General features: G+C 39.6%; 11 protein-coding genes and 3 tRNA genes. 5 read left to right on the forward strand and 9 right to left on the reverse strand.

The genetic code is table 11. The features are described 5' to 3' along the window. Nucleotides 1-155: 155 nt before the first annotated feature. Both folD and fabV read right to left on the reverse strand, forming a co-directional pair. Nucleotides 156-1,013, reverse strand: a complete 858-nt coding sequence (folD, locus tag MXE38_RS02425) for a bifunctional methylenetetrahydrofolate dehydrogenase/methenyltetrahydrofolate cyclohydrolase FolD (protein ID WP_246910792.1) — start codon at nucleotides 1,011-1,013, stop codon at nucleotides 156-158. Nucleotides 1,014-1,215: 202 nt separating this feature from the next. Continuing rightward, entirely contained in the window at nucleotides 1,216-2,415 is a 1,200-nt protein-coding gene (gene fabV, locus MXE38_RS02430; protein ID WP_246910794.1) for an enoyl-ACP reductase FabV, read from the reverse strand. Nucleotides 2,416-3,063: 648 nt separating this feature from the next. Between fabV and MXE38_RS02435 the strand changes: the two genes are divergently transcribed. The 3 genes from MXE38_RS02435 (at nucleotide 3,064) to MXE38_RS02445 (ending at nucleotide 7,531) form a co-directional block, all read left to right on the forward strand. Beyond that, nucleotides 3,064-3,384, forward strand: a complete 321-nt coding sequence (locus MXE38_RS02435) for a hypothetical protein (protein ID WP_246910796.1) — start codon at nucleotides 3,064-3,066, stop codon at nucleotides 3,382-3,384. Between the two features lie 259 nt (nucleotides 3,385-3,643). Then, nucleotides 3,644-5,152: a D-alanyl-D-alanine carboxypeptidase/D-alanyl-D-alanine-endopeptidase gene (gene dacB / locus MXE38_RS02440; RefSeq protein WP_246910798.1), complete on the forward strand. Its 1,509-nt coding sequence runs from the start codon at nucleotides 3,644-3,646 to the stop codon at nucleotides 5,150-5,152. A 1,164-nt stretch (nucleotides 5,153-6,316) separates the two neighbouring features. Then, nucleotides 6,317-7,531, forward strand: coding sequence for a pyridoxal phosphate-dependent aminotransferase (locus MXE38_RS02445; protein ID WP_246910800.1), 1,215 nt, complete (start codon nucleotides 6,317-6,319; stop codon nucleotides 7,529-7,531). A gap of 77 nt (nucleotides 7,532-7,608) precedes the next feature. On the opposite strand, the gene MXE38_RS02450 is transcribed toward MXE38_RS02445, so the two are convergent. The 5 genes from MXE38_RS02450 to MXE38_RS02470 form a co-directional block, all read right to left on the reverse strand. Continuing rightward, nucleotides 7,609-12,378: an SNF2-related protein gene (locus MXE38_RS02450; protein WP_246910802.1), complete on the reverse strand. Its 4,770-nt coding sequence runs from the start codon at nucleotides 12,376-12,378 to the stop codon at nucleotides 7,609-7,611. A 581-nt stretch (nucleotides 12,379-12,959) separates the two neighbouring features. After that, on the reverse strand, nucleotides 12,960-18,191 hold the full coding sequence (locus tag MXE38_RS02455; RefSeq protein WP_246910804.1) for a type ISP restriction/modification enzyme: 5,232 nt from the start codon (nucleotides 18,189-18,191) through the stop codon (nucleotides 12,960-12,962). A 243-nt stretch (nucleotides 18,192-18,434) separates the two neighbouring features. Continuing rightward, nucleotides 18,435-18,518, reverse strand: a tRNA-Leu gene (locus MXE38_RS02460). 25 nt (nucleotides 18,519-18,543) lie between these two features. Next, nucleotides 18,544-18,619, reverse strand: a tRNA-His gene (locus MXE38_RS02465). Nucleotides 18,620-18,650: 31 nt separating this feature from the next. Beyond that, a tRNA-Arg gene (locus MXE38_RS02470) sits at nucleotides 18,651-18,727 on the reverse strand. 326 nt (nucleotides 18,728-19,053) lie between these two features. Between MXE38_RS02470 and MXE38_RS02475 the strand changes: the two genes are divergently transcribed. Continuing rightward, the gene (locus MXE38_RS02475) at nucleotides 19,054-19,884 is read left to right on the forward strand and encodes a sulfite exporter TauE/SafE family protein (RefSeq protein ID WP_246910806.1); all 831 of its coding nucleotides are present in this window, start codon (nucleotides 19,054-19,056) and stop codon (nucleotides 19,882-19,884) included. Between the two features lie 62 nt (nucleotides 19,885-19,946). Here MXE38_RS02475 and MXE38_RS02480 read toward each other — a convergent pair whose 3' ends face one another. After that, nucleotides 19,947-20,861 (reverse strand): hypothetical protein, encoded by a 915-nt coding sequence (locus tag MXE38_RS02480; RefSeq protein WP_246910808.1) that lies wholly within the window; start codon nucleotides 20,859-20,861, stop codon nucleotides 19,947-19,949. A gap of 535 nt (nucleotides 20,862-21,396) precedes the next feature. On the opposite strand from MXE38_RS02480, the gene sstT reads away from it, so the two are divergent. Then, nucleotides 21,397-22,635 (forward strand): serine/threonine transporter SstT, encoded by a 1,239-nt coding sequence (gene sstT / locus MXE38_RS02485; RefSeq protein WP_246910811.1) that lies wholly within the window; start codon nucleotides 21,397-21,399, stop codon nucleotides 22,633-22,635. 197 nt (nucleotides 22,636-22,832) lie between these two features. Here the strand turns inward: sstT and MXE38_RS02490 are convergent, their stop codons facing one another. Further along, nucleotides 22,833-23,801 (reverse strand): ROK family protein, encoded by a 969-nt coding sequence (locus MXE38_RS02490; RefSeq protein WP_246910814.1) that lies wholly within the window; start codon nucleotides 23,799-23,801, stop codon nucleotides 22,833-22,835. Between the last annotated feature and the right edge of the window lie 2 nt (nucleotides 23,802-23,803).

A 23,803-nucleotide genomic window follows, 5' to 3' on the forward strand; every position in this document is an offset into this window, starting at 1 on the left:
CAAAAAAACTGCCATATACCTAAACATATATGGCAGTTTTTTCTTAGAGCTGCGCAGCAGCAGCTTGCGCAGCAGCGCTAGCGCTGGGGCAAGCACTGGCCTTGCCAGTGCCTACCCATTGCGCAGGTGCTTGCGCTTAGTTAAAAGCTTAAAATTTAGGCCTGAAGGTGGCTTTCATAGGCTTGAATGGTGTTTTCCATTAAAGTAGCTACGGTCATAGGGCCTACACCACCAGGAACTGGGGTAATGAAAGAGGCGTGCTTGCAAGCTTCTTCATAGCCGACATCACCGCATAAAGAACCATCTTCTAAGCGGTTAATACCCACATCAATTACGATAGCACCATCCTTTACCCACTCACCTGGAACTAACTTTGGCTTACCACAGGCAACAATTAATAAATCAGCTTGGCGAACAAAATGCTCTAAATCCTTGGTAAAGCGGTGAGTTACAGTTACGGTAGCACCCTCAAGTAATAACTCTAAGGCCATAGGACGACCAACGAGATTAGAGGCACCGACAATAACAGCATTAATACCTAATAAGTCAGCATTAATACTCTTTAATAAGGTCATAACACCCTTTGGAGTACAAGCACGTAGCACAGGAATACGCTGAGCTAAGCGGCCAACATTGTATGGGTGGAAACCATCAACATCTTTAGAAGAGGCAATTTTCTCAATCACACGACGCTCATCTAAGCCCTTTGGTAAAGGGAATTGCACTAAAATGCCGTCGATTTCTGGATTGTTGTTACACTCTTCAATTAAGTTCTCAAGCTCTTCTTGGCTAGTAGTAGCTGGTAAATCATAAGAAAAGCTCTTAATGCCCACCTCTTCACAAGCCTTACGCTTGTTACGAACATAAACCTCAGAGGCAGGATCAGCACCAACTAAAATTACTGCTAAACCAGGAGCACGCAAGCCTTGTGCAATCTTGGCATCTACTTGCTCTTTTAAAGATAAACGTAATTGCTTTGCTACAGACTTGCCATCAATAATTTGTGCTGACATGTTAAAAAGTTCTCCTATATAAGGACACAACCAATTCTACTAACAAACAACAAACATAATAGAGTTTAACTCTTAAGCTCTACATGTTAGAAAAAACCATATTATAAGGCATTTAAGTCTTAAGTATTAATTGCCCCAAAAAAGCAAGGGCAAGTTTTAGCTAAAACTTGCCCTTATCTAAATATTTAACTAAGCTAAATTACTAGCAAAGATTAACACAGTCAAAATCAGCTACAGGGTTAACATCAGCTTGGTAATCAACACCATCTACCTCAAAGCCGAATAACTGTAAGAACTCGTGCTTGTACTCTTCGTAATCAGTAATTTCCTTAAGATTCTCAGTAGTAACCTTAGCCCATAAGTCCTTGCACTTGAGTTGAACACTATCACGTAACTCCCAGCTATCCATACGGATACGACCCTCAGCATCAAGCTCTGGAGCCTTCATGCCGTAAAGAGCACTGTTAAACATACGGGTAATGTGCTCAATTACGCTCTCATGGATACCTTGCTCACGCATTACTCTGAAACATAAAGCAATGTATAAAGGCATTACAGGAATAGCAGCAGAGGCCTGGGTAACCACAGACTTCAATACAGCTACACGAGCATCACCATCAATATTAGCTAATGAAGTACGAATAGCACAGGCGGCACGATCTAAGTCTTCCTTAGCCTTACCAAGTGCACCGTGCCAGTAAATAGGCCAAGTAATTTCAGTACCAATATAGCTATAAGCTACAGTCTTGCAGCCCTTAGCTAATACACCAGCCTCAGATAAGGCCTTCATCCAAAGTTCCCAATCCTGACCGCCCATTACGGTTACAGTATTTTGAACTTCTTCTTCGGTTGCTGGCTCAACAGTAGCCTCAATAATAGTGTCCTTGTTAGTATCAATAGCAGTAGATACATATGGCTTGCCAATTGGCTTTAAGCAAGAACGAACTACTTCACCAGTAGAAGGAACTTTACGTACAGGAGAGGCTAAAGAATAAACAACTAAATCAATCTCACCTAGATCTTCTTTAATAATCTCAATAGCCTTAGCACGGCACTCATCAGAGAAAGCATCGCCATTGATGTTACGTGCATAAAGACCCTCGGCCTTAGCAAACTTGGTAAAAGCTGCGGTGTTGTACCAACCTGCGCTACCTGGACGCTTTTCAGTACCTGGCTTTTCAAAGAAAACACCTAAAGTAGCTGCACCAGAACCAAAGGCAGCATTAATACGAGAAGCTAAGCCATAACCAGTTGATGCGCCGATCACTAAAACTTTCTTAGGGCCATTATCTAATTTTGGTTGAGACTTTACATAGTCGATTTGTTGCTTAACATTTGCCTCACAGCCAGCAGGATGAGTTGTTACACAAATAAAACCACGAACTTTTGGCTCAATAACCATAAAAACCTCAAAGCTATCTTGCAAGACCTACTATATAGACACTAGGCACCACGTTAACTAACCAAACTTGGCTTAAAGCTAAAAAGAAGGTCAATATTTTGCTAAATTTAAATCTAAGACAATTCAAAGCCCCTTGATTATAATCATCAAGGAAACTTTCTTAATCATAAATGATGGCCTTTGACTTTGTCATTGACCAATCCTGACATATGAAATCTTTGCATCCATGCAAGATAATTATAAGCTAATAAAACAAGGCATTAAAGCTTAGCACTGTTAATTAAAAATCTATCAAAAATCAAAAAAGAATCATTGCCTAGGATATGGTAAGACGCAAAATTAAATCGCCCTATCAAGCCACACAAAATACTTAACAAGATATAATGTAAAACTACCAGATGAGCCCAGAACAATGGCTTTGGTATCACATACAGGTAGCTTTCAACTAAGCTCCAGCCTCTATCGAGGATATATCTCTGTGCTCAACTACTAAAACCAAGTTTTTAAGCTTTCCCGCTTTCAGGCTTTTAAGCCCCGCAAATAAATAAGCTAGATTTATTTATCGGCATATTAGTTGAGTAGTAATTTAGTCAATGTAAACATTTGGACACCACTATGAAGTATTTACTTAAAGTTTTGGCTCTTACAATGTCTGTTGCGCTTGTTTTGCCTAGTTATGGTGATGAGATAAAAATTTGCGCCGCTTATAAGAAAAAAGACAATACCTACTCTCATGGCTACAAACTAACCGCTGAAATTAAAACAGGCGCTCAAATTCTTCCTCTGATAAAAGATGGCTATGAGCCATATGTAAATCAAGATAGCAAATATCTTCATATTAGCTGGAAAAAAGGTGGCCATACTTTTATTGACCTTAAAGGTGATACAGTGCCTAAGCAAGGACTTATTTCTGAAGATGAAAAAGGAAAAGAATGGGTAGTTAAGTCTGGCTGGTATAAGTGCAACTAATTATAGCTTGAGGTAATGATTAATTTAGTTCTGTATCAAACTAACCATAGTATTAAGGAGCTAATAATCGCTATAATAATGAGCCTGTTGTAGGACAATTGTTGCAAATAAGCTAGTCAAAAGTTAATTATCCCTATCTCAAGCCTATGTTAATTTAGTCAAAATTGAGGGATGCTTGTAAGAAGTTGTTACAAGATCAGGACTTGCTATATTTATATCTTTATTTCAGCCCCTCGGGGCTGATCTTTTGGGAATTATTATGGTGCGCAAGCTTTTAACCTCATTTATATGTGCTACAGCACTATTAACTACTTCGCTATCGGCCCAGGCCATCCCAGCCACTTCTACCCCTCTTGAGGGTGCTCAGGTGGGCATTGCTTATAAACTGCCAAATAGCACTAAAACTTACGGAAAAAACAATAGCTTGTTTTTCCATCCAGCATCAACTCAAAAGATGGTTACTGCTTTAGCTGCGATGCTTTATTTAGGCGGTGATTATGAATTGGTTACTAAGCTTGAGGTTCAAGGTAAAGCTATTGCCAAGAATAACAAATTAAACGTTGATTCCTCAGGCACTTTACACTCTGATGTCATTGTTAAATTTACTGGCGATCCAACCTTAAGAGTAGATCATTACCAAAGCTTATTAGCTGTGCTCCAAAAGCATGGAGTCCGTCGTATTAATGGTAATGTCATTTTAGATGTCAGCCGTTTTGGCGGCCCTAGCCGTGCTAATGGCTGGTCATGGGATGATTTACCATCTTGCTTTACTGCTCCATCCGCTCCTATCATTCTCAATCGTAACTGCACCTTTGCCCAGTTAAAGTCAGATGGCCCTGGTACTCATGCAGCTCCTTTAGTACCAGCTGGCGTGCCAATTGAACTGTACTCAGATGTTATTGCCGTTGAAGAGAGTGATTATGGTGGCGACTGTATCTTAGAGGCTAATCTCTTTATCGATAACAAATATCATTTAACTGGCTGTATTCCAGCAAGCTCTAATAGCAAGAATAATAAGCCATGGCCTTTATCTTTAGCTATTTCCGATGCTCAAAGATGGGGTCTTGATTGGACTAATATGCTCTTAAAGCGTCTTAATATCTCTGTTTCAGGCGAGGTAAAGATCAGCCATACTCCAGAGTCAGACACTGTGACCATTGCTCAGCGCACCTCCCCAAAGATGCGTGATTTAGTTGAGTACATGCTCCAAAAGTCCAATAATCTGTATGCTGATGCTATTGCTAAAAACATTGCTGCTGAATACTTTAATTTACCAGCCACCTACTATCGAGCCAATAGAGCTATGCGCTCTATCTTGAGCCAATATGCCAAAATTGATTTAGGTAGCTCTTATATTGTTGACGGTTCTGGCTTGTCACCTCATAACTTAATGAGTCCTGACACTATGCTGGAAATCCTAGACTATATTAATCAGCATAATGACACTTTAGGCATTATTGAGCTGTTACCTGTATCTGGTAAATCAGGAACACTACAATGGCGTGCCTCTACCTTTAACGAGCCATTAAAAGAGCATGTTATGGCCAAAACAGGCACTTTACAAAATGTCTCCAACTTAGCAGGCTTTGTCATTACTAAAAATGGTAATCGAGTACCTTTTGTTATGTTTACTAACTCTATTACCTACTCAGAGCGCACCCGTGATCTAGTAAAGTATCGTCGTAGCCCATCCCCTCATTACTCTTACGAGCGTTACATTATCGAAAACATCTACGAAGAAAAAGCCATGGGCCGCGACTTCAAATAATTCCCCCAAAAGAGCTTGTCCCTCACTGGGCAAGCTCTTTTATCATTCCCTTTCCTCCTATACCTTCTCATCCCATACCATTCCACTCCATCACCCCAATGCCTCTACAGCCAAGCAGGCCAAGCTGGCCAAGCTGGCTAGTTCGGCCAGTATGACCAGTACGGCCATGAGGTCTAGTAGCACTGCTAGCTTGGTAAGGCTTAGTTTAGTAAGTTTATCTCCAATCTCTAGTGGCGCATGGTCAGTATTAGGGACTGACAGGCTCTGACAACTTACCTAAATTGTTCTTAGGTAAAATTAGGTTAACTGCTCGTGATTTAACTTATAAGATTCAAACTCTTGCTCTCTTGTAAGTCTAAAAGCAATTGATCTAAGGATGCGTCTTTTGTAATATGACGTTGGTCATGTGGGGAGGGGTTTCCTTTTTTTGGTTATTTTATATTATTCATGTGTCTCCCCACATTCTTACCAACATTAACCCTCCTACAAATCTCCTTACCTTTGCGAGCATTCTTTAACGCTTATTAAAAAGTTAACCTATCTTCCATAATTCCATTTGAAGCTTTTTATGCACTGTTGTACCTGCTGTGGTGCACTGCAATAGAGCATTTAAATGCTTATTTAAAAGGGCATTTTTTGGCTGTTTTGTTGCTATTTTTCGGCTTTTTTCTGCACTTTGGTTCTAAATTTTCTAAATTCTCCTAACTTTAGCTCATATTGCTCGATTTTAGTAAGTCAGGTCTTACCTATAGCTAAGCGCCATAGTCTAGTTGACGTGCTACAATCTTTTACAACTGAGGCTTAAAAGTCTATTTTTGCGCTCTTTTTCATTGTATCTCCAGTTTTCTTGGTGAGCTAAGCTAACTAAGGCTTAGATGGCTTAGAAGACTAAGAGAACTTAGAGGGATGATAAGGAGAGGTTGTTAGTATTGCTGAAAGTGATGCAATACGGCATTTTAGGTAGCTTGGGTAGCGTACCTTGCGCCTTTACAAAAATACTTTTAGCTTTGTGTTTTTCTCTTATAAAAGGAGGCTTGAGCGTTTAACATTAAACTTAGATTGGAGTAATGAGATCACAGTTAATAGTCAGATGGGAAAAGGGGCTAAAGACTTGATTTTCGTAGCCAAGACTAAATTAATGGCAAAACCCAAGTGTTTTTTATTATGAAGCCAATCGAAAAATCACACAAACTAGATCATGTTTGCTATGACATTCGTGGTCGCATTCACCAAGAAGCCTGCCGCATGGAGGAAGAAGGTGTTCGTATTCTCAAACTCAATATTGGCAATTTAGCTACTTTTGGTTTTGAGGCTCCTGAAGAAGTAGTTCGTGATGTAGTACGTAACCTACCTATTTCACAAGGCTATTGCGAATCTAATGGTATTTTCTCCGCCCGTAAGGCTATTGCTCAATACTATCAGCAAAAAGGCTTAAAAAACGCTGATGTTGAGGATGTATATATTGGTAATGGCGTATCTGAGCTTATTACCACTTCTATGAACGCCTTACTTAACAATGGCGATGAGATCTTGGTGCCAGCCCCAGACTACCCACTATGGACTGCTGCTGTTACTTTAGCTGGTGGCCATGCTGTTCACTATATATGTGATGAAGAATCAGATTGGTTCCCTGATCTAGAAGACATCAAAAAGAAAATTACCCCTCGCACTCGTGGTATTGTAATTATTAACCCTAATAATCCTACAGGTGCTGTTTACTCCACTGAGTTTTTGCAAGATTTAATTGAGCTGTGCCGTCAACACGAGCTCATGATTTTTGCCGACGAAATCTACGATAAGATTCTTTACGATGATTATGCTCATCGTAGTATTTGTACTCTGTGCGATGATATTCCTATTGTTACCTATAATGGCTTATCCAAAACCTATCGTGCTTGCGGCTTTAGACAAGGCTGGATGATCTTAACTGGCCCTAAGGCTAAGATGAAAGGCTATATTGAGGGTATTCGCATGATGATGGCTATGCGCTTGTGCGCTAATGTGCCGCTCCAGCATGCTATTCAAACCTCTTTAGGTGGCTATCAAAGTATTAATGAGCTAATTGTGCCAGGTGGTCGCTTACACCGCCAACGTCAGGCTATGTTTGATAGGCTCAATGCTATTCCAGGCATTAGTGTTAAAAAGCCTCATGGTGCTTTATACATGTTCCCTAAGATTGATATTAAGCGCTTTAATATCAAGGATGACCAAAAATTTGTCTTAGACTTATTACGTCAAGAAAAGCTCTTAGTGGTACAGGGCACTGGCTTTAACTGGATTGCCCCAGACCATTTCCGTGTTGTATTTTTACCTGATGTAGACATTATTGATGATGCTTGCAATCGCTTAGAGCATTTCTTAAAAACCTATCACCAGTAAGAATATAAGTTTTTACTTACGAAAAAAGCCTTGGCAGCAATGCCAAGGCTTTTTTGTTTAACTTAAGCTAACTACTCTTACTTATGTAAGGAGAAGAGATTATCAAGCTCACCATCTGACATATTGCCAATCCAGCTTTCGCCTGTAGCCACAGCAACATCAGCTAGATCTTTCTTCGAGTTGAGCATGTCATTAATACGCTCCTCGAAAGTATTAGAACAGATAAAGCGATACACTTGAACGTTCTTTTTCTGGCCAATACGATAAGCACGGTCAGTAGCCTGATTTTCTACAGCAGGATTCCACCATAAATCATAGTGAATTACGTAATTAGCTGCAGTTAAGTTCAAACCAGTACCAGCGGCACGTAAGGATAAGAGCATAATTCTATCTGATGGGTCGTTTTGGAAAGTATCGACCATATCAGATCTCTCATTACGGCTTAATCCGCCGTAAATAAAGTTAGGGCGACGGCCAAACTTTTGCTCAATCAGGTCTTGTAAGAGCTTGCCCATAACTACTGACTGGGTAAATACCAATACTTTACCCTTAGCCTCAATAATTTCATCGAGCAACTCTAACAGACGAGTTACCTTACCAGAGTCGGCTGGATCATAGTTTTGATCTGGCATGAACTGAGCTGGAGAGTTACAAATAGCCTTGAGGTTTTGAATCATAGTAATAATTACACTACGACGCTTAAACTCGGTTTGATTCTCATCCATCTCTAACTCCTTCATCTTCTTATTAACAATAGCTTGATATAAGCTTGCCTGACTAGGAGTTAACTCGCAGAATTGATCTGACACAATCTTATCTGGTAAATCAGGTAAGATATTCTTATCAGTTTTCAATCTACGCATAATAAATGGAGCAGTAAGCTTCTTAAAGCGCTCAACAGCATCCATATCATGGTTACGCTCAATAGGAGTAGCAAAACGATCCTTGAAAGTACCAACGGTGCCAAATAAACCACGGTTTACAAAGTCTAAAATAGAGAAGTACTCAAGCAATCTGTTCTCTACAGGAGTACCTGACATGGCAATAAATTGATCAGCCTCAAGTTCACGTAAGTTCTTGCTAATAGCAGTAGTCAAACTCTTAATAGCCTGAGCCTCATCCACTACTAATAAGCTGTACTTATGCTCTTTTAACTTCTTAATACGGCTTCTGGCTGTACCATAGGAAGTTAAGATAATATCGCTGTTGCCAATAGCTAACTCTTTAGCACCACCATAGTAAGTACCAATAGTTAAATCTGGAGCAAATTGTGCCACTTCACGAGTCCAGTTAGTGAGCAAGGAAGTAGGAACAACTACTAAAGCAGGTTTTTCTGGAGTAATCTTACCCATTTGCTTGAGCTTTAAGATTACCGCAATAACCTGAATGGTCTTACCCAGACCCATATCATCAGCCAAGATAGAGCCCACGCTAATACGAGTATTACGTATTAACCACTCATAGCCACGCACCTGATATGGACGTAAGGTAGCATTAAGGCCCTCTGGTAACTGACAGTTGTCATCACTCAAGAGCTTATCAATAGACTTTCTTAGACGATCAGAGTAGATAACCTCACAATCCTCATGGTCACCTGTTAATAAGGCACTTAATACTTGATCCTTAGTTAAGGTGCGCTTTTGTTGCCTATCATAGCGTTTCTTAAGCTGCTCTAATAAATCAGGATCTGCATAAATAAACTGATCTTTAAAACGTACTACATTACCTGCATTAGCTAATAGAATATTAAATTCTTGCCTAGATAAAGCATGATTACCAATAGCAACCGACCAATCGAAATTAATCATGTCAGCAAGTGAGAAGAAGCTATCCTGATCCCACCAACTAGTGTCTATATCATCATCATTGACATCCATTTTCACAGAAGAATATGGAGTAGCTAGTTTGGTCAAGGACTTAGGCAGTACTACACGTACACCCATTAGACGCAAGGTGTTATTAGCATCTTGTAGAGTCTTATAGAGCTTATTTAAAGGCAAAATAGAGACATTAAACTTGCTTGAGTACAGTTCCTCAAGGCAGGATGCTTTAGCTGATAAGCGACTTAATAAACGTAGACACTCACGGCGTACCTCATTAAATGCCTTGTTATCTACCACGTTGCAAAGTGAGATAAAGCCAGTAGCATCAATAATGTCTTCATCGCCATTTTCAATTAATTCGGCTCGCACACCAGCAGGAATGTCCATGAGGCCAAATTCCATGCCTACACCAGAGCAATCTTCAAAGATATGCTCGTAGCCAAATTCCTCGTCCTCATAGTACTCAACATCATCATTGCTTTGAGTACCTTCACCCATGAGCATGGATAATAACTCTTTATCCTTAGTATCTTTAGCATAAGCGAGCATTTGATCCATTTGCTCTTGTTTACTTGCTAAAGCCTGCTCAATAATTTGATCTTTAAGATGACTAAAGACAGTACCACTGTACTCCATAGGGTCGCTTAAATCGGTAAAGCGTAATACTGGAGTAAAGTTATTGTAATGAATGGTTGAGGTAGCTAAATAATTCTCTAAGCGATATCTTAAGCTCTTTTCCTCAAGGTTATTATCATTAGTATCGATATGACGACCATTGAAAATAACCTGAAGCTCAGGCAGAGATTGATTAGTACGAGTCTCTTTAGCAAAAGCCCATGCAAGATAAGATTGAATGAAAGGCACTAATACCATTTCACCCAAGAACTTAGGCTCCAAATAATATTGGCGATCTAAGCGATTGAATAAAAAGTGCTCAAAACCCTGTAGTGATAAGCCAATATTAGTAACTAAGGTACTAATCTCATCAGAACAAGTAGCAGGATACCAATATACCTGTAAATTACCCTCGTAATTTACAACTAAACGAGGAGCAATGGCTCTATTCTTTACTAAGTTAGTAGCAATAAACCATAAGCAGTAGAGAATATTAGTCTCAGCATTAGAGTTAGATAACATGTTGGTATTTTTAATATAACCAGAGAACATGTTATATAAACCTTCTAAGTTGTATTCCTCAACATGGCGGTTGACTAACTCTTTCTCTTTTAACACTTCCTTTAACAAATTGTTCATTAAAGAAAGCTCATCACCCTCTGGAGGGAAAATGGTTAAATTGCTTAAAGTAGTACCGCTACGAGCTTTGAGTAACACATTAAAAGGCAAGGTTAACTCTAAAATGCCCTTAGTACTCATAAAGAAGATTGGCTGACGAGCAAAGAAGCCGTGATCACTAAAAGGCTCTTTAGAGAAGTTGTCAGCTTCAACTTGCTGTAATTCATTAAAATCAGCAAAGATCTTTTGGCCCTTTTTTGAGAGTATATCTTTATTAAAAATATGAATCTCACGCTCAACTACATCTTTTAATTGAGCGCTGGCCATATGAGAAGCGGCACTAATAGTACGATCCATTAATGCTTTTAAAGAGCCATGAGTAAAGCCTGGTGGGGTATCAGCATACAAGGAAAGAATAGAGCTACCCATATCATTGATTTGCTGATAAGTAGCTTTTTCTAAGTCTACTAAAGTACCCTGGTAACGGCGTACATCAATTTCATCAGACTCGGCATCATCTTCTTCGACGATCTTAGCATCAATGACATTTTCGTCTGAATAGTCATCAATCTGAGATAAGTCATCTAATGCTGGGTTATATTCTGAACCATCAGCATTACGAATCTTAGCCTCGACCACTTGCTCCTGCTCTAAAAGCTCAGGATCATAGCCTAACTTTAATACTTGAGCGGTTTTGTTATTGAAAGAGGCTAAAGCCTTATCATAAAGCTTTTGCTCTTTAGATAATTTGCTCTTGTATGAAGCCAAGTCTTTTTTAAGCTGCTGTAATTTGTTATTAGCCTCATCAGCCTTAGCTTTATTCTCTTGATACTCTGATTCAGTATCAGTTAAAAGTTGCAAAATAGCTCTAGTTCTAGCTGATTGGCGGCCACGATTAGGAACATCACCACAACTAGACTTAAGCTCTTCATACTCTTCAAACTTGGTTTGAGCAGTAGCCGCACACTGAGTAGCAAACGCCTTTTGCTCTTGTACTGACTCTTCTAAAGACTCACACTGGGCCTCAAGGGACTTAATCTTATTAAGATGCTTGCGCACACTATGATCAAGCATGCCCTGGTCTTCTTCATAGTTGATTAAGCCATCAGCTAAGAATAATACCTGAGCATCATTGTGAGAAATAGGATTTAAATTAAGCTCAAAATTGTTTTCACGAGCTTTAATTACAATATCATTAGGTAGTAATAAAGACTCTCTAAATAAAGTAGCAATATTAGGAGTTTCTAGCTTATCTTCGGCATCAGAGAAAATATTCATGCTCTCAAAGGCTGACATAATGTCGATGCCTAAGAGTTTGAAATACATGATAGGGTTAGTATCAATAAACTCACTAACCACGTAAATAACAGCAGCAATATGCTTACATGGAACAGCGATATCAGGACAGCTACACTTCATCCCAATATCATGCCATGAGGTAGGAAAGAGCTTAATGCCAAGTTCATTAGCAATATCAAATAAACGAGGAGCTAATTGGCGATTTGCTAAACCAGAGATCACAGCTAAGTCTTTAGAGGCAGCTTCAATAAACTGCTGACACTGCTTTTTACTTAAGCGATTAAACTTAAGTGAAACCTTGTAGTAAGGGCAATACTTTCCAACTACATGGGCATTAATAGTACCATCATCAGTATTGATCTTTAAACCAAATACTGAGTCATTACGTGCATAGGTAAGACCACGAGGAATACGATTAGCGTTATCAATACCTGTTAGGGAATCAAGCCACTTTTGACCCCACCAGGTGGTTCCATATTTATTTCTTGCCATTGAATAAAGTCCAGACTTTGCCGTCTAAAAATATAAAGATATTAATATTGCTGACAATAATAGATAGTATCTGATGCATTAGGCACCAAAAACTTAAAAGAGATGCATTTTGATATCAGCACTAACCTAAACTGACCAAGCTGCTATTTTAAGCTAAATAGCTTAAAAGTGCTAATTTAATATAAAATAGATGCGTCTACCTTAGACGAGGTACTTTACGCAAAAACTAAGCCTAACTATCTAACTTAAATTAGGATGTTAAAGACCCTAGAATCAATCACACTAAAAATTTTTCTCTAAGTGAAATTGTACTCACTACTTTCGTTGCTATCTGGTCAGGCTTCTGTTGATAATAAGAGCAATGCAATCACTGCTATTACTTTGCTTGCCAACAAGTTAAATGATAAGAACACTTACTAATAACCTTAGCTTTGTATACCAAATCACCACTTACTGTTTAGTATGCCAATCCAAGCCCAGATATTTGGTACTTAAAGAAAAGCTCCTAAGCATTGCTGCCTAAGAGCCTTTCATTTTAAGTGCTTAATATAGACTTAAGCTATTAGCTGTTCGCACCCTACTTACTTATCTAATGGGTGGATATTAAGCTTTGGTAGAGCCTTAACTATCTTCATAGTTTCAAGAGACACAGTAATAACTCTTAAAATAAGGTTAAAGATATACTTCTCATCGCCCATTTCTTTAGCATAGTCGTTAAAGTCATTAACAATGCCGCTATCCTTATCAGTAGACACACAGCAGCGCTCTACAATCCAATCAAGAGCAGACTTCTTGTTAACAACGTACTCTTGAGCCTCCAAAGGAATGTTCCTAATGGTAATACTACTATTGTAGATAATGGTTGAGCGATCCTTTGCAGCATCTCCCTTTTGCCCCGCAATCTTGCCATAGGCAAGCTTTTCTACCCTATACGAAGGTGAATCAGCCATCTCTATGGTACAGCCCTCATAAGGCTTTACAGCCTCATAGTTAACATGAAGCTGCGCCAAAGCACGCCCCGCCTTTTCAAAAGCAGCAAATTCCTCATAAGTAGCCACACGAGGAATACGAGCCAGCTCCTTTTGCAGGTTGTTAGCATAAGTACTACGATACTCAGGGCTATGCAACACGCCATAAATATAGTAGAAAATAGCATCCACATCGACCTTATCAGCATGCTCAGGATAAGCATCCTTAAAGTGCTGCACTGCCTCTTCATTAATGCCATCAGAGCGCACATAGCCATGCTCATCAGGCTTAACAGACTTAAACTCTCCAATCAACCCACCTTTAGGAGCTTCGGTATAGACATAGCGTGGGAGGCATTGAGCGCCTGAATCAAGGACATGTAGATCCATAATAGAATCTGATATCAAACAATTTATGTCTTTAGCTCCTACACTAACAATGCCAATAATTAAGTTTTCTGCTCCACTATAAGGGAAGATTTGCGGCATTAAACTGACTCTATGAACCCAAAACGGATCGTTATACAACTTTTGTTTAAAAAACGGTCTGTACAAAGATGTTTTTACTAAATTGGAGTTAAACTCAGGGCTTGAAATTTTTCGATCAAACTTACTGTCCAGACTTGATGACCATTTTATCTTGGCCACATTAGTATCTTTCTCAAACTTATCTCCAAGCTCTTTGAAAGACTGTAACTGGGCATTGTAAAAAGAAATACAGCTGTTAAAGTTATTTGCAATCACTTTAGAAGAGGAGTTATAAGACCAAACATCACGATTGGTGCTTATACCCATGCTATAAGTCTTAAATAATGCTAAGCCATCAGTTTTTTTGCCATCAATAGTAATGAATTTTGCAAAGTCAGTTCGTCTCTGATTGAGCCAATCATTATGCTCATCAGGAACAATTTCAGATAACTGAGCGTTCTTAATAGTACCTAATTGTGCAAGCTGACCTAGCTTTTCTTCCCTGCTCATGTAGTCATCAACACAACCAAAGAAAATCTTTCCTTTTTCTGCGGCACTAGGGTTCTTTACCAAAATAGTGATAGCAATAGGAGCACGGCTTCCAGCGCCAAACACCTTTCCGCCTTGACGACGAGACTCTTCGCCAGAAGTTCTTTGGTTGCCTTTCAAATGATAAATGTAAATAGAGTTAAACTCTTCTGACAGGCATTTACGCATGCCATTAGCGGCAGCACTATCAAGCCAGCCAGCATTAGTAACAAATGCGATAACACCTTGATCGCCTAACTTGTCAGAGGCCCATCTAAAGGCTTTGATATAACTGTCATAAATGCTGTTTTTATTAGCAACCTTTCCAGCTTCCTCAACATAGGTTTCTTTGATCCTCGTATCTACAGCATTCTCACCTAAATAGCGATCGTTCTTGTTATCATCATTTTGGCTATCCTGACCAACAGAGTATGGTGGATTGCCGATAATGACACGCAGGTCGAGGCTGTCGACTTGCTTGCGGCGGGAGGTGTTTTTGCCAATGGAGTCCTTAAAGATTGGGGCTACTTCCTCGTCGTGCAAAGCAAAAGTGTCGGTTAGGACTGTAATGTTGTTTGGAGCATATGGAGTATTTGGGAAAAACTCTTGGTATACAGCTTCCATGTTGATGGAGGCTACATAGTAGGCAAGAGGCATAAGCTCAAAGGCGTGGAGCTCATTAAAATACTTATATGGCAGCGCATCACGTGGGATTAAGTCCTCAGACTGCATTAATCTGGTAATAAAGGTACCTGTTCCAGTAAATGGATCGAGGACATGTACACCAGCATCAGCAAAGGTCTGACCAAACTCTTGCTTTAAGATGTCGTTTACAGAGTGGTTAATAAAGTCCACTACTTCTAATGGGGTATATACAATACCCAGCTTTTCCTGTTGCTTAGGGAAAGCCACTTTAAAGAAGCGATCGAACAAATCGACAATTACAGATTGGCGCTCAGCAATGGTCTTTACGTTTTGCATACGAATGCCAACAGATCTGTAGAAGTACTCCAGTTCCTTGTTAGCCTTATGCAACCCATTGTTGTCAAATTTCTCAAGCATATCAGTAAGAGCGCGGGCGATTGGATTGTTCTCAGTAAAGGCATAACCCTTAAAGAGAGCATCAAGCACAGGCTTAATTACGATATGTTGAGATAGCATCTCAATTACTTCGTCATCGCTAAGGGAATTACCACCAAAGAGAGCTTCGTTAGCATTTTGGCTGGCATCTTGATTAGACTTATGGCCATTAATAGAACAGGATAGCTGATCCTTAAAGTCATTAAAGGCATAGCGCAGCTCTTTGTTTTCGGTGTTATTGAGCTTGTCTTTGATGAAAGCAACCTGATTCTTACAGATTTCAGCTACATCCTCTGCCCACTCTTCCCACTCACGGCGATTACCAAGCTTCTTGATAATGGCTGACTTAATGGTACTCTCTACCTTAAACTCAAAGTCATCCCCAATAAGAGTACCTTGTGTTGGTCCTGTAGGGTCAATTGAAATTTCACCGCCACCATCAACAATTACTGGTTTGCGAGGAGTGTTGCTCTTGGTTTTACGATCGATAGTGTTCTTGTTAACGCACACTACTTCGATACGGGAGCTTAGCTTTTCTAAGGCACCGTCAACAATGACATCGTTAGGGTTAATAGCTTTTAAGGCCTTAAGAACTTGCCAAATACAGGCAAACTTATCAGAACGGCTTAAGGCATTATCAATATCACTTAAGTTGTCTACCACTAAAGGCAAAATGACATAGCCACGCTTTTTACCTGGGGCACGACGCATCACACGGCCCACAGTCTGTACTACCTCAACTTGGGACTTGCGTGGCGATAAGAAAATAACAGCATCAAGCGCAGGTACGTCAACACCTTCGCTAAGACAGCGCACGTTAAAGAGAACTTTGCAGTGATCTTGCTCTGGCTCTTCACGAAGCCATTGGAGAAGGGCTCCTTTTTCATTAGCATTCATAGAGCCATCAATATGCTTACAATCACAGGTTAGTTGGTGATTAGCAACATATTCGTACTCTTGTTCCTCAAAAGCATCACGCTCTTTATTACCCAGCTCTAAAACTTTGGAGCGATAAACATTAATGACATTATCAAACTCTTGAGTGAAGAGCTTAGAAGCCAGTTTAATGTTCTTAGCATCTCTGTTAATTACTTGAGCAAAGCCTACCGCTCTTTTCATTGGCTTAGCATCATCGAGCAAGTCTTCAGAGGTGCCATACTTGTTGAGAGCCTTCCAGCTACCAATAATACGAGCAGCGTGATCCTCATTAATTTTCTCAATGAGAGTACTATCATCTCGCACAAAGCGAGAGTCTGAGGCCAGAATAATAACTTTGTAGTCTACAAGACAGCCTAATTGCACGGCCTCATCGAAATTTAAACTATGGAATACTGGGCCAAAGACATCAGTATCATCCATAGAGTAAAGCACTACTTCATTTTTGTCTTTTTGTTCTTGTGCTGCATCACCATAGATCTTTGGTGTGGCAGTCATATACAAGCGCTTTTTAGCATGTATATACTGGTCATTATGAACACGGGTAAAGACAGCCTCTTCCTCATCAATAAAGTCTAGTTTTGACTTACGTGACTTGGTTTTAGCCTTTGGCTCCTGCTCAGCCTCTGTAGTTGCTTGAGTTTGCACTGCATTGAGGGCACTAAGATCAGCGTCCTTTAGGATGCCACTTTGAGCAAGAATTTCTTTTTTAGTAAGTTCTGGGTTGATAAGGTAGCCACCTGCGGTGCGGTGGGCCTCATCGCAAATTACCAAGTCAAAAGGACGCATGCCTAAATTGTTTTGAGCAAGGGCAATAACTTCAATGGATTGGTAGGTAGAGAAAATGACTACCATACCTTGTTCTTGGTTCTGCTCTTTATACTTAAAGGCATTTTGTACATGCTTAGCTAAATCTTGCTCATTAGTAGTAGCAGGATAGTTAAGCTCATTAGGAGTTAATAATTCATCGATAGAGCCGCTCTTAGTCTTTTTGCCCACAGTGGTGTCAGAGCATACAGCAAAAGCTCTAATTGGAAATTCACTTTGTTGTTTCCAATCAGATAAAGTCTGGCTTAAGAGGGCTAAGGATGGCACTAAGAAGAGCACAAAACCATTATTATTGGTTTGGGCCTCAGCAATCTTTAAAGAGGTATAGGTCTTACCTGTACCGCAAGCCATAATAAGCTTGCCTCTGTCATGAGTTTTAAAGCCTGAGATGACGTTTTGCAGTGCTGTTTGCTGATAGGAGCGCAAAGAGCGCTTAGTTACATTAACTTGCCCAGTCTTAAGATATTGAGACCAGTCAATGGAGGATTGGGCTAGCTTTTCACGATCTAACAAATAAGGTTTACACTTGTTACCAGCTAAGGTAGCCCAAGCATTGTCAGACCAATTGCTATTGGTAGCAACCATCATACGGCCAGTAAAGAATTCTTTATCAGAAGCTGCGATAAAGGAATCAATTTCCTTTTTAGGAACCTTAGCATCCTTAGCATAAAACTTACATTGAATAGCTGTGTAAGTCTGAGGCTCATTATCTAAGCATAAGTTAGTAGCTACCAAGTCAATACCAATGTCTTTTTTATTAGGCACAAGATCTTTATGGTCTTGAGCCCAGTCGGCATAGGTTTGAATCTTAGTGAAATCATTATTATAAGTAGGATCGTTTTGTAAAAAGTCTAAGACCAAATTTTCAAAACGAGTACCTTTATCCCTCTCATCACTAGAGCTTTGCTCAATACTTGAGAGCAATTCGTAAAAGGACTGCATATTGTCCTTTTCAACTTCTACTATCTCTTGAGCATCAATTTCACTATTTGCTATCTCACTCATGTCATAACCTCCAAACTGCCTACCGAATAATAGTTAACTTAGTACTTAAGATACTATAATATATTTTAGACTACATAAGCGCAATAAACAGTGATCTATCTGTTGTTCTATCTTGTTGTTTAAACAAGCTTTTAGTTAGTAAAGGTGGAGATATTTGAGAGTGGTTTTACATACATGCTTGTATGTAAAAAGTGCAGAGACAAAAAAAGCAACCATTTGGTTGCCAATTCGTTTTTTAAGGGATGGTGCGGGAGAAGGGACTCGAACCCTTACACCGAAGGCGCAAGAACCTAAATCTTGTGCGTCTACCAATTTCGCCACTCCCGCAGAGTGGGATCAACATAATCTTAATTGGGGTGGCTGATGGGGCTCGAACCCACGACAACCGGAATCACAATCCGGGACTCTACCAACTGAGCTACAGCCACCAGAAAGATTATATTAATCAATGTTGACGCTTGGCGCGTCCTGAAGGAGTCGAACCTTCGCCCCACAGCTTAGAAGGCTGTTGCTCTATCCAACTGAGCTAAGGACGCCCTGCAGGCGACACACAACTTTTTGTTTTGTTGTGTTGTCTCAACGGGTGCATATAATATCGATCTCACATATCCTTGTCAACACTTTAACAAAACTTTTTTTAAAATTTTCTAACTTTACTTTGTCCATGCTCTTAAAATGCTCAAAACCTGTATCATTAGCAATCATTTTGCTAAATGATCAAGCTTATTAAGCAATTTTTGTATAAATATTTTAAAATTACTTATAACCTCATATATTACAGGGTTTACAGCACAGCAAGAAATGCAAAGCAGCTAAATTTAGCCCTGGCTTTTAAGTCAAAAATAAGAACAAAAGGTGTTTTATGTTCGGATTAGAGTGGAGTGATCTTATTTTCACAGTGGCCGTGCTCGGAACCTGTGGTTTGGCAGGTGGATTCTTTGCAGGTCTACTGGGAATTGGTGGTGGTATTATTTTCGTACCAGTTTTCTACTATGTATTTACCTCAGCTTTCAATGTTGACCCATCAGTTGCCATGATGCTTGCTACTGGTACCTCTTTAGCTTGTATGATTCCAACTTCCATTACCGCAGCTTTGGCTCAATATCGTAATGGTAATACTAATTTAGAAACCATTAAAACCTGGGCTCCAGGCATGATTATTGGTGTGTTAGTAGGCTCATTTATTTCTTCATTCTATGGTGGCAAATGGCTGGTCATCCTCTTTGGCTCAATTATGTTACTTAATAGCTTAAATACTTTCTTTAGAGCTAAAGCTAAACCAATGTTCGCCTCCTTACCATCTAAGATGTGGCAACGACTAATTGCATTTTGTATTGCCTTCTTATCCGTAATGTTAGGTGTAGGTGGTGGTACCTTAACTATCCCTATTTTAAATGCCTGTAGCGAAAAGCCACACCGCTCTGTAGGCACCTCATCAGCCGTTTCCTTATTCGTAGGTATTCCAGGTGCTATTGTGCTCTTTATTACTGGTGTTACCCCTGAAAACGCCCCTATCTTCACCGTGGGCTATGTAAGCTTGCTAGCAGTAGCTTGTGTAATTCCGCTCTCTATTGTGGCTGCACCTTTTGGTGTAAAAGTTGGCAAGAACGTATCTCCTGCTACCTTAAAGCGCATTTTTGCTGTGGCTATGTTTATCGTGTCTGTACGTATGTTAATTAGCGGCTTAGCATAATTACTAATACCTAACAACGAAAAAAGGGGGCTTGCTGTGGCAAGTCCCCTTTTTTGTTTTAGCTAAATACCTAGGCGCTTGACCTCGGCCTTAGCCTTCTTAACTATATTAGAACGATACCAGCGTGGAATAGGACGGGTAAAGTTATCAAAATCTTGCAAAATACGACGAGATTGAGCCACCATGCGCTCTTGTTCGTTTTTAGACTTACGAGCATGCTCTGAACAGCGAGTTAGGGCATAAATAGCACTATAAATAGCAAAACCTACCCAGAAATTAGCAGGAACGGTCACACCACCAAAATAGCCATCAATCACGCCAGCGACTACACAAGGCATTTGACCTGCATCTTCACACTCAAAGAGTACTAAATCTTCAATAGCATCACCAAAGCCATAAGAGGCACTTGGTTTTAACACTACATTACCAGTATTAGTTAAAAAGACATTGTCTAAACGTAAACCACCATAGCGGCGAGTGAGCTTGTAATCTCCCAAGCCATCAATACGATCAATAATGGCAGTAAGAATTGGAGCCTCATGATTGAAGCGAGGGCCTTTAGTTAGATAATTAGTAAGCTTACTATGAATGACATCACGTCTTTGCTCAGCTTTATCTTTTTGTGGGCCTGTTAAGGTGTCTTGGTGTAATAAAGCAATAGCTCTACCTAACTTTTTACCATTAGAGTATTGGACATGAGGATCAACTACTGATAGAAAGTTTTTAAACTCACCTACATTCTGATAAGCAAACACAGCTGAGGTAAATTCATTGTTGGACTGTAATGAAATACCCTCAAGAATGTTATTAGGAGCTAAATCATGAAAAATCTGAGTGCTCTTAAACTGGCGAGTAATACGTGACTTGTTATACTTTACAGATCCTTGTAAAGCTAAAAACTTATCATTCGCACCTTGCAAGGCCACATATTCATTGCCATGCAAATCAAATGAAACAGAACGATAACCTAATTGCACGCTGCTTACTCCAACTTTAAAGCAATTTTGTACCAAGACCCAAAATACTAAACTAGCATAATTATACTCAAGCTAAAAGCAAGTATCTTTCCTAAATTAGCATAAAGCACACATTAGGCCAAAATTAATTGACACAATTTTAATGCATCTATCCTGCTTTATTTCTTAGATTATTACTAGTCGCCCGCTCTTTAATTAAACTGCGTTTATTATAAAAAAGCCATTTTTACTAACTTTTTGTAAATTTTTTTCACTTTTAGGCTGTATAATGGCGACACTTTTTCTAGTCTAGCATGCTGTTAAATTTAAATATCCCAAGCTCTTTGTTGCTGTTGTTTCAGTTAACAAGTTTACTCAAACTTATTAACTGCCGTTTCTTTGTTAGTTTAAGGGAACGCGCTTATTAGCTAACAACCTTAACAGGGCTGATATTTGCTGCTAGTACTGGTCAATTTATTGGCTAAATGTAGCTTTACTAATCATAAGCTCGTTTAGCTTGTGCTCTTTTTTGGAACCAACAGGGAAGCCGATAAAAATGCTTGAGCCAGTTAGCCCAAATAATCCTATAGCCAAGTTCTTTAATGCTATTCCATTCATTATGCAAGTAGTGATTGGACTTATCTTAGGTGTGATCTTAGCCATGATCATTCCTGGCGATAAAACAGTCTTACCAGCTTTTGGTAGTTTATTCGTTTCAGCTTTAAAAGCTATGGCCCCTATCTTAGTTTTTGTTTTAGTATCCTCAGCTATTGCAGGACATAACAAAGGTACTAAGACCAATATGAAGCCTGTAATCTTGGTATATTTTTTCTCCATGATTTTTGCTTCTATCTTAGCTTTAAGCATGAGCTATGCTTTTCCTGTTACCTTCCCAGCTCTAGCCGATGCAGCTAGCGAAGTTTCTCCACCTCAAGGCATCTCAGAGGTTTTATTAAACTTCATTATGCAGGCTGTTGATAATCCAGTTAATGCTTTAATTAAGGGCAACTATGTTGCTATCTTAGTTTGGGGTATTGCCTTTGGTCTCATGTTCCGTGTTGCTCATGAGCCTACCAAATTGGTATTAGACGATTTAGCTCAAACTGTAGCTGGCGTAGTACGTATTGTGATTCGCTTTGCTCCTTTAGGTGTTATGGGCTTGGTATACAGCTCCTGCACCCAAGAGGGCGGTTTTGCTAATCTCTTAAATTATGTACAAGTAGTATTAGTATTGGTTGCTACCATGCTCTTAATTGCTTTTGTACTTAATCCTTTATTAGCTTTTATTGTTTGCCGTAAGAACCCTTATCCTCTTATCTTTACTAGTATTACTCAAAGTGCGGTTACTGCTTTCTTTACCCGTTCTTCTGCTGCTAATATCCCAGTAAACTTAGCCCTTTGCGAGCGTCTTAACTTACCTAAAGAGACCTACGCTATCTCTATTCCTTTAGGCTGCACTATTAACATGTCTGGTGCTGCTGTTACCATTGTTATCATGACCATGGCCGCAGTACGTACTTTAGGCATTGAGGTTGATTTTGCCTCTGCTTTATTAATGTGTATTGCCTCTGTACTTTGCGCCTGTGGCACCTCAGGTATTGCTGGCGGTTCTTTAATGTTAATTCCTCTTGCTTGCTCTATTTTCGGTATTGGTAATGATATCGCTATGCAGGTAGTTGGTATTGGCTTTATTATTGGCGTTATTCAGGACTCTACTGAAACTGCCTTAAACAGCTCCTCCGATGTGGTCTTCACCGCTGTAGCTTGCCGTCAAATCGAAGTACCAAAAGAGTAATCATAAGTTTTAAACAACACCCTCAACCTAAAAAAATCTTACTCTGATTGATGGCGTGTTGTATTTTACTTAAGAAAAAGCCCGTACTCCCAATCACATAGGAGTACGGGCTTTTCTGTTATCAGCTCAGCGCAGCAGTTACACTTCGCTTAGCAAAGCTAAGCAAGCTTGGCTTTGCAAGCTGAGCTTGCTGTTGCTTATTTGAGCTTGTTTACCTTAAGGTAATGGTACATAGCACCAATGATATTAGCATCATTATGGAACTGACATACACATACCTCTGGCATTACCACTAAAGGAGGATCTAGTGAGCGCAATGGGTTGCTTTGCCAAGCTTTTTTAGTACCACGCACAATAGCCTCAATCAGGCAGTCTTGAGCTGAAATACCGCCACCAATAGCGACTTTTTCTAGATTTAATACCACTGATAGGTTGTAAATTAACTTACCAGTTTCATATCCAAAGTCCTCAACAGCAGCAATGACCTTTTCATTACCCTGATGGTAAAGCTCAAAAATCTTTTTACCATCTAAAGGAAATTGTCGCTCATAAGCATGAGGACTAAAGACATAATCTAAATCCAAAGCTTCACAAACACGTAATACCAATCCTGTAGCAGAAATAATTTGAGCACAACACGCTCTATCTTGCTCAAAATCACGACAATTCATGACAAAAGCAGATAACTCGCCTGCTGAGCCTTGTGGGCCGTTTAGCACTTGACCATTAACAATAATGCCACCTCCAAGACCAGTACCTAAAATCAGTACTGCACCCATAGAGACATTTTGCAAAGAGCCAATACCAAGCTCAGCAGCTGCTGCTGCCTTAGCATCATTAATAATGGCAGGACGGTAACTAGTGGCCTTTTCTACTAGATCAGCTATGTTTTGGCCAAAATTATAGACAAGAGCACCACCTGTTCTCATGGTGCCATTATCCTCAATACAGCCAGGCATAGAGATAGCTATACCATCAAAGGCAATATTACGTTCTTTAAAAGAATCTACTACTGAAGAAATTTGTCCAATAAAGTCCTCAATAGTACTATCTACCTCTTGAGGAGTTGGCACTTGCCCTTTATATGATAATTGAGCATCGTCACTACAAAGAGCATATTTGATAGCAGATCCTCCCACATCAAAAGTGAGAATGTTATAAGCCATAA

The sequence above is a fragment of the Anaerobiospirillum sp. NML120448 genome (genome assembly GCF_023050945.1).
Lineage (GTDB): Bacteria > Pseudomonadota > Gammaproteobacteria > Enterobacterales > Succinivibrionaceae > Anaerobiospirillum.